A 7973-nucleotide genomic window follows, 5' to 3' on the forward strand; every position below is an offset into this window, starting at 1 on the left:
AGCGGATTTTCCCGGTCAAACCGGGCATAAGTTCGTCCACACCCTCATCTAGGAGCGATCGTGGCGCGCGACAACGCGGCTCCCCCCGTCCTCACCCGTCACCAGGAGCTCATCTCCTGGGTCGACGAGATCGCAGCGATCACCCAGCCCGACCGGGTCGTCTGGTGTGACGGCTCGGAGGCGGAGTACGAGCGTCTGTGTGAGGAGCTCGTCGACAAGGGCACGTTCAAGAAGCTCGACCCGATCAAGCGCCCCAACTCGTACTACGCGGCCTCCGACCCCTCGGACGTGGCGCGGGTCGAGGACCGCACCTTCATCTGCTCCGAGAAGGAGGAGGACGCCGGCCCCACGAACCACTGGAAGGACCCCGCCGAAATGCGGGAGCTCTTCGCCGGTGACCAGGGCATCTTCCGCGGTTCGATGCGCGGCCGGACGATGTACGTCGTCCCGTTCTGTATGGGCCCGCTCGGCTCCCCGCTCTCCGCGATCGGCGTGGAGATCACCGACTCCGCCTATGTCGCGGTCTCGATGCGCACCATGACGCGCATGGGGCAGCCGGTCCTCGACGAACTCGGCGAGGACGGCTTCTTCGTCAAGGCGGTGCACTCCCTCGGCGCGCCCCTGGCCGAGGGCGAGGCCGATGTGCCGTGGCCGTGCAACTCCACCAAGTACATCTCGCACTTCCCCGAGGACCGTGAGATCTGGTCCTACGGCTCCGGCTACGGCGGCAACGCCCTGCTCGGCAAGAAGTGCTACGCGCTGCGTATCGCCTCCGTCATGGCGCGTGACGAGGGCTGGCTCGCCGAGCACATGCTGATCCTCAAGCTCACCCCGCCGCAGGGCGAGGCCAAGTACGTCGCCGCCGCCTTCCCGAGCGCCTGCGGCAAGACCAACCTCGCGATGCTGGAGCCGACGATCTCCGGCTGGACCGTCGAGACCATCGGCGACGACATCGCCTGGATGCGCTTCGGTGAAGACGGCCGCCTCTACGCCATCAACCCCGAGGCCGGCTTCTTCGGTGTCGCGCCCGGCACCGGCGAGCACACCAACGCCAACGCCATGAAGACGATGTGGGGCAACTCCGTCTTCACCAACGTCGCGCTCACCGACGACGGCGATGTGTGGTGGGAGGGCATGACCGAGGAGAAGCCCGCCCATCTGACCGACTGGAAGGGCAACGACTGGACCCCGGAGTCCGAGACCCCGGCCGCCCACCCCAACGCCCGCTTCACCGTCCCGGCCGGCCAGTGCCCGATCATCGCGCCCGAGTGGGAGGACCCCAAGGGCGTGCCGATCTCGGCGATCCTCTTCGGTGGCCGTCGCGCCAGCGCCGTGCCGCTGGTGACCGAGTCGCTGACCTGGCAGCACGGTGTCTTCCTGGGCGCCAATGTCGCCAGCGAGAAGACCGCGGCGGCCGAGGGCAAGGTCGGCGAGCTGCGCCGGGACCCGTTCGCCATGCTGCCGTTCTGCGGTTACAACATGGGCGACTACATGGGCCACTGGGTCAAGGTCGGTGCCGACAAGGACCAGTCCAAGCTGCCGAAGATCTACTACGTCAACTGGTTCCGCAAGGACGACAAGGGCCGCTTCGTGTGGCCGGGCTTCGGCGAGAACGGCCGGGTGCTCAAGTGGATCGTCGAGCGGCTGGACGGCAAGGCCGAGGGTGTGGAGACGCCCATCGGCGTGCTGCCCACCAAGAAGTCGCTGGACACCGAGGGGCTCGACCTCGACGACGCCGACCTCGACTTCCTGCTCACCGTCGACAAGGACGTGTGGCGCGAGGAGGCGGCGCTGATCCCCGAGCACCTCAACACCTTCGGTGACCACACGCCGAAGGAGCTGTGGGACGAGTACCGCGCACTGGTCCAGCGGCTCGGCTAGTCACCGCTCCGCACACCGCCCTGCCGGGACCCCGCACCTCAGGTGCGGGGCCCCGGCTCGTTGTGGAGCAGACCCGGCCGAAGAGATACCGACCGGATGGGCCGGTGGAGTGACGCCAGGGGTGGGGGACGGGTGGGGGACGGGTGAGGGAAGGGGAGTGGGTGGGCGCCCGAGGGCCGAGTCGGCGCGGGGTCGGAGCCGCCCCGCTTCCGCCCCGTCCGCGGCTACGCCGTGGCGAGGTCCCGGTTCCGTAGCGGTGCGGAGTGTGCCTCCATCCGCTCCGCGGCCAGGGTCATGGCCGCGGAGTCGCCCCGGGAGGTGGCGACCGCCAGGGCGTTCCCGGCGAGGGTGTGGGCGCGCTGCTGGAGGGCCTCGATCCGGGCCGGGGCGCTGCCGTCGCTGGGCTCGGCGCGCAGCGGATAGTGGCCGCCGCTGAGCCGCGCGACCTGCTCGGCGAGGCGCTCGGCGGCGGCGGCCAGCGCGGCGTCGTCCAGCCCGGCGCCCTGCGCACCGCCGTCCGCCCGCGTCGCCAGCGCATGCAGCTCATCGGTGACGGTGAGCAGCGCGGTCAGCTGTCCGGCGAGCCGGATGTCCAGCTCCTGTTCGCGTGAGCGGTGCGGGATCTCCGGGGCGGCGGCCATGGTGTGGACCGACTGGGTGCGGATCGGTTCGTACATGGGACGGCCTCCTGAAAACGTCTAGGAGACCAGCCTAGCTTAGACACTGTCTAAAGTTGTGGCTCGTACAGAAAATTACTCCGGGTCAGTACTGTCCGTAACCGTCGAGGAAGGAGCCGATCCGGGTGACGGCATCCGTCAGATCGTCCTTGCTGGGCAGCGTGACCAGGCGGAAGTGATCGGGCTCCGGCCAGTTGAAGCCGGTGCCGTGCACGATCATGATCTTCTCGGCGCGCAGCAGATCGAGCACCATCTCCCGGTCGTCCTTGACCTTGTAGACCTTGGGGTCCAGCCGCGGGAAGGCGTACAGCGCGCCCTTCGGCTTGACGCAGCTGACGCCGGGGATCTGCGTCAACAGCTCGTACGCCGTGTCGCGCTGCTCCAGCAGCCGGCCGCCGGGCAGCACCAGATCGTTGATCGACTGCCGGCCGCCGAGGGCGGTGGCGACCGCGTGCTGGGCCGGCATATTGGCGCACAGCCGCATATTGGCGAGGATCGTCAGCCCCTCGATGTACGAGGAGGCGTGCGCCTTCGGGCCGCAGACCGCCAGCCAGCCGCTGCGGTAGCCCGCCACCCGGTACGACTTGGACAGCCCGTTGAAGGTCAGGGTCAGCAGGTCGGGGGCGAGCGAGGCGAAGGGGGTGTGGGTGACACCGTCGTAGAGGATCTTGTCGTAGATCTCGTCGGCGCAGACGATCAGGTTGTGCCGGCGGGCGATCTCCGCGATACCGCGCAGCAGCTCGTCGTCGTACACGGCACCCGTGGGGTTGTTCGGGTTGATGACGACGATGGCCTTGGTGCGGTCGGTGACCTTGCGCTCGATGTCGGCGAGGTCCGGCATCCAGTCGGCCTGCTCATCGCAGCGGTAGTGCACGGCCGTACCGCCGGAGAGTGAGACGGAGGCCGTCCACAGCGGATAGTCCGGGGCCGGGACCAGCACCTCGTCGCCGTCGTCCAGCAGTGCCTGCATCGACATCTGGATCAGCTCGGAGACGCCGTTGCCGAGGTAGATGTCGTCGACCGAGAGCTCGATGCCCTTGGTCTGGTAGTGCTGCATCACCGCGCGGCGGGCGGACAGCAGGCCCTTGGCGTCGCCGTAGCCGTGTGCCGTGCCGACCGACCGGAGGATGTCCTCCAGGATCTCGGGCGGGCACTCGAAGCCGAACGCCGCCGGGTTGCCGGTGTTGAGCTTGAGGATGCGGTGACCCGCCGCCTCCAGCCGCATGGCCTCCTCAAGCACCGGGCCACGGATCTCGTAGCAGACGTTGGCGAGCTTCGTTGACTGGATCACCTGCATGTCCGCCACCTTACGGGCGCGTTTCGGTGGCCGCCCGGTGTTTTTCCCCACGTTGCTCAGCGGACGGTGTGGAGTTCCGCACGCCGGGTGACGGCGCGGGGTGGTCATCGCGGTGCTGATTCCGCGGGCGGCCGGTTTCGGCGGAAACCGGCGAGCGGGGGCCAGGCGGCGGTACGCTCCGGGCGGTCGGCCCCCTGGAGATCGCACAGCGCCCGGGTCCGGCCGCGCCGCGCAGCACACCCGCGACCTGACACCGGGGGCCGACACAGGATGGCGACCACTCCCAGCGGACCCGGACCCGGACCCGGAGCCGGACTCGGAGCCGCGCGCGCCTCCGTGCCCGCACAGGCCTCGTTGGCCTCGTTATCCCCAGTGCCCTCGGCCGGTACCTCTGCCTCCGCGTCGCCCCGCCCGTTCGCGCTGCTCAACGACGAGCCGGTGGTCGAGCCCGGCGCGGATCTGCTCGGCGCCGGCCGGGCCGCCCGCCGGCTTGCCGGGCTCCTGGTCGCCTCCCGCGACGCCACCCCCTTCACGCTCGCCGTCGACGCGGGCTGGGGCATGGGCAAGAGCAGCCTGATGCGGCTGGTCGACGCGGAGCTGGCGGACGCCCCCGAGGTGCACACTGTCTGGTACAACGCCTGGACCTCGACCGGCGCCGACGCGCTGGAAGGGCTGATCAAATCCGTCCTGATGCGCTTCGACCGGCGGGTGCTGCGGCGCGGACTGCAGCGGATCTCCGAGCGGCGCGCGCTGCTGCGGGCCGTACGGGCCGTGACGACGGTCGCCGCCGGGCCGCTCGGGGTGGCCGGCCTGGTCGACGAGCTGTGGCGCGGCCTGTCCGTCAACTCCCAGGCCCGCAACGAGATGCGGGAGGCGATCGGCGCCCTGGTGGAGGAGTGGTCACAGACCGCCGACTTCCGGCCGCGCCGCCTCCTGGTCGTCTTCATCGACGACCTCGACCGCTGCTCCGATGAGTCGGTGCTCACCGTCTGCGAGGCGGTGAAGGTCTATCTGGACGTGCCGGGGCTGGCGTTCGTCATCGGCTGCGACCGTTCGGCGCTGGCGCCCAACGGGCTGTTACGTGATCTGTCGCCCGCCGCTTCGGCGTTCATGGAGAAGATCTTCCAGACCAGCTACCGCATTCCGGTCGCGGACCAGCAGGGTGTCCGGGAGTACATCGACCGGTGCGCCCGCGCCGTCGGGATCGACCAGCTCCTGGACGAGCGGCTGACCACCTTGCTCGCGGAGCGCTCGGCCCGTAATCCGCGCCGCATCAAGCGCCTGGTGAACGGCTTCGTGCTGGAGGCGACGCTCAATCCGATGTGGGAGGACTTCCCGCCCGAGGCGGTGGTCCGGACGTTGCTGCTGCAGTATTTCTACCCCGACTTCTACCGGATGGTGGCCTGTGCGCCGGGGTCCGGTGTGGGTGATGTGATCGCCGAGTTCCGTACGTACCAGCAGGTGCGCCGGCTGCTGCGGGCGCCGGAGCCGGTCCCCGAGGCCGAGCTGCCCCGGGTGAACCGCTTCCTCCTCGAACACGACCTGCCGGACCTGACCGGAGCCGCCGGAGCCGAGACGCTGGGCCGGCTGGAGCGCCAACTCCCCAGCGGATTCCCGGAGATGGTGACCGACCAGGAGTTCACCTCGCTGATCGACGGCCTGGTGGCGCTGCCCCGCTCCGAGGAGCTGCTGCGCCGGCTGCGCGAGGGGGCCGAGCTCCCGGCTCCCGTACAGCCGGAGCCCGCCCCGTATCTCCAGTCGCTCCCGCCACGGCCCTACGGCCCGGCGTCCCCGTACGGCACCGCGACCCCGTACGGCGCGGCGTCCCCGTACGGCACCGCGTCCCCCTACGGCACCGCGTCCCCCTACGGCACCCCGACCCCGTACGGCGCGGTGCAGCCGGGCCGGGCCGCGGACGGGCGTGCGGACGACGCGGTGCTGCGTGGCGTGCGCCTCCTGTGGGTGGATGACCATCCGCGGAACAACGAGACGCTGGTCAACGCCTTCCGGGCGGCGGGTGCCGTGGTGCGGATCGCCGAGGACTCGGAGGCCGCGGACGCCGCCCTCGCCGTCGAGTCGCCGACGATGATCGTCTCCGATATCGCCCGGGGCGCCAATCCGCGGGAGGGCCTGGACCACATCGGGCGGCTGCGGAGCGAGGGCCGCTACACCGGTCCGGTCGTCTTCTACGCGGGCCGGGTCACCCCGGAACGGACCGCGCTGGCCCGGGAGTTGGGGGCCCACCTGACGAGCAGCGGGCCGGAGATCGAGCGGCTGGTGCTGCGCGCGGCCGAGGGGGAGCTGCCGCCGCCCGCCTGACCTCGGCGCCGCCCCCTGACCTCAGCTCCGGCCGCCTGACCTCAGCGCCGGCCGGGTGTCCGCCGCACCGCCCGGCCCGCCAGGACGCCCGTCCGCCTGCCGTCCTCCATCACGAACCGGCCGTCGATCAGCACATGCGGAATGCCGGTGGGCAGGGTGCGCGGGGCGTCGAAGGTGGCGCCGGCGGCGACCGTTTCCGGGTCGAAGAGGACCAGGTCGGCGCGGTGGCCCTCGCGTACCAGGCCGCGGTCGGGGAGCCGCAGCCGGGCGGCCGGACGGCCCGTCAGATGTGCGACACACTCCTCCAGCGACAGCACCCCCAGCGCGCGGACGTACTTGCCGAGGTACTGGGGGAAGGTGCCGTACGCGCGCGGATGCGGCTTGTCGCCCTGGAGGATGCCGTCGCTGCCGCCGGTGTGCACCCGGTGGCGCATGATCCGGCGGACGTTGTCCTCGTGGCCGACGTGCTGCAGGATCGTCGAGCCCAGGCGGTCCTCGATCAGCAGCCGGCGGGCGGTCTGCCACGGCTCCGCACCGCGCTCCGCGGCACTGCGGGCGACGGTCTTGCCGACGTGCTCCGCCAGCGCGGGGTCCGAGACACCGGAGATCTCGATGGTGTCCCACTCGATGGGCACCCCGTGACAGCCGTCGGCGCCCGCCACCTCCATGTCGTGCCGGATGCGGGCCGCCGTCGCCTCGTCCCGGAGGCGGGCCAGGATCGCCCCGGGGCCGCCCTCGCTCGCCCAGCTCGGCAGCATGGCGACCAGGGTCGTACAGCCGGGGGTGTACGGATAGGTGTCGAGGGTGAGGTCCGCGCCGGCGTCCAGTGCGCGGTCCAGCAACGCGAGCAGCTCGGGCGCGCGGCCCTCGTTGACGCCGAAGTTCATGGTGGCGTGCGCCAGATGCAGCGCACAGCCGGCCTCACGGGTGAGGGCCACCATCTCCTCGTACGCCTGGAGGGCGCCGGCACCGTAGGAGCGGTGGTGCGGGCAGTAGTAGCCGTCGTAGCGGGCCACCACGCGGCACAGTTCGGTCAGTTCGGCGTCGGAGGCGTACATGCCGGGGGTGTAGGTCAGGCCGGAGGACAGTCCGACCGCGCCCTGTTCCATGCCTTCGGCGACCAGCTGCCGCATCCGCGTCAGCTCGCCGGCGGTGGCCGCGCGGTCGTCCCAGCCGACGGCGAGCATCCGTACGGTGCCCTGCGGGACGAGATAGGCGGCGTTGACGGCGATGCCCTGGCCGTCGAAGCCGTGGTCGAGGCGGTCGAGGTAGCCGCCGACGGTGCGCCAGCTGAAGTCGAGGGAGGTGTCCCCGGGGGCCCCGCCGTTCCAGCCGGTGATCTGGGCGCGGACCTCGGCGAGGGTGCGGTCGTCGACCGGCGCGTACGACAGACCGTCCTGGCCGAGGACTTCGAGGGTGACCCCCTGGGCGGCCTTCGCCTCGTGCCCGGGATCCCGCAGCAGCGCCAGGTCGCTGTGCGCGTGCATATCGATGAAGCCGGGGGAGAGGGCGAGGCCCTGGCCCTCCACCACACGGGCGGCGCCCGGACGCGGGCCGCCGTCCGACGCGCGGTGGATTTCGGCGATGCGGCCGCCGGACAGGGCGACATCGGCGCGGTAGGACGGACCGCCGGACCCGTCGATGACGCGTACGTCGCGGAACACGGTGTCCATGGCGGGGCCTGCCTCTCTCGGTGCCTCGGTGCCTCGGTGCCTCAGCGCCTCAGTGCCCGGGGCCGTGCGGTCGCAGGGGCTTGGGGCCGGCGGCGGGGGCCGCGGGGGGGGGGGGGGGGCCGGCGG

5 protein-coding genes are annotated in these 7973 nt (G+C 71.4%); 2 read left to right on the plus strand and 3 right to left on the minus strand.

The genetic code is table 11. The annotated features are described in order from the left end of the window. The first annotated feature begins 60 nt into the window (after positions 1 to 60). Positions 61 to 1881, plus strand: coding sequence for a phosphoenolpyruvate carboxykinase (GTP) (locus AB0C46_RS16370; RefSeq protein WP_362828479.1), 1821 nt, complete (start codon positions 61 to 63; stop codon positions 1879 to 1881). A gap of 224 nt (positions 1882 to 2105) precedes the next feature. On the opposite strand, the gene AB0C46_RS16375 is transcribed toward AB0C46_RS16370, so the two are convergent. Both AB0C46_RS16375 and AB0C46_RS16380 read right to left on the minus strand, forming a co-directional pair. Beyond that, complete coding sequence (locus AB0C46_RS16375; protein WP_362828480.1) at positions 2106 to 2558, minus strand: hypothetical protein; 453 nt, start codon at positions 2556 to 2558, stop codon at positions 2106 to 2108. 85 nt (positions 2559 to 2643) lie between these two features. Beyond that, the gene (locus tag AB0C46_RS16380) at positions 2644 to 3855 is read right to left on the minus strand and encodes a pyridoxal phosphate-dependent aminotransferase (protein WP_362828481.1); all 1212 of its coding nucleotides are present in this window, start codon (positions 3853 to 3855) and stop codon (positions 2644 to 2646) included. Between the two features lie 372 nt (positions 3856 to 4227). Between AB0C46_RS16380 and AB0C46_RS16385 the strand changes: the two genes are divergently transcribed. Then, complete coding sequence (locus tag AB0C46_RS16385; RefSeq protein WP_362828482.1) at positions 4228 to 6174, plus strand: P-loop NTPase fold protein; 1947 nt, start codon at positions 4228 to 4230, stop codon at positions 6172 to 6174. 41 nt (positions 6175 to 6215) lie between these two features. Here the strand turns inward: AB0C46_RS16385 and AB0C46_RS16390 are convergent, their stop codons facing one another. Continuing rightward, positions 6216 to 7847: a D-aminoacylase gene (locus AB0C46_RS16390; RefSeq protein WP_362828483.1), complete on the minus strand. Its 1632-nt coding sequence runs from the start codon at positions 7845 to 7847 to the stop codon at positions 6216 to 6218. Between the last annotated feature and the right edge of the window lie 126 nt (positions 7848 to 7973).

Origin of the sequence: Streptomyces sp. NPDC048637, from assembly GCF_040650675.1 — a bacterium.
Taxonomy (GTDB): Bacteria; Actinomycetota; Actinomycetes; order Streptomycetales; family Streptomycetaceae; genus Streptomyces.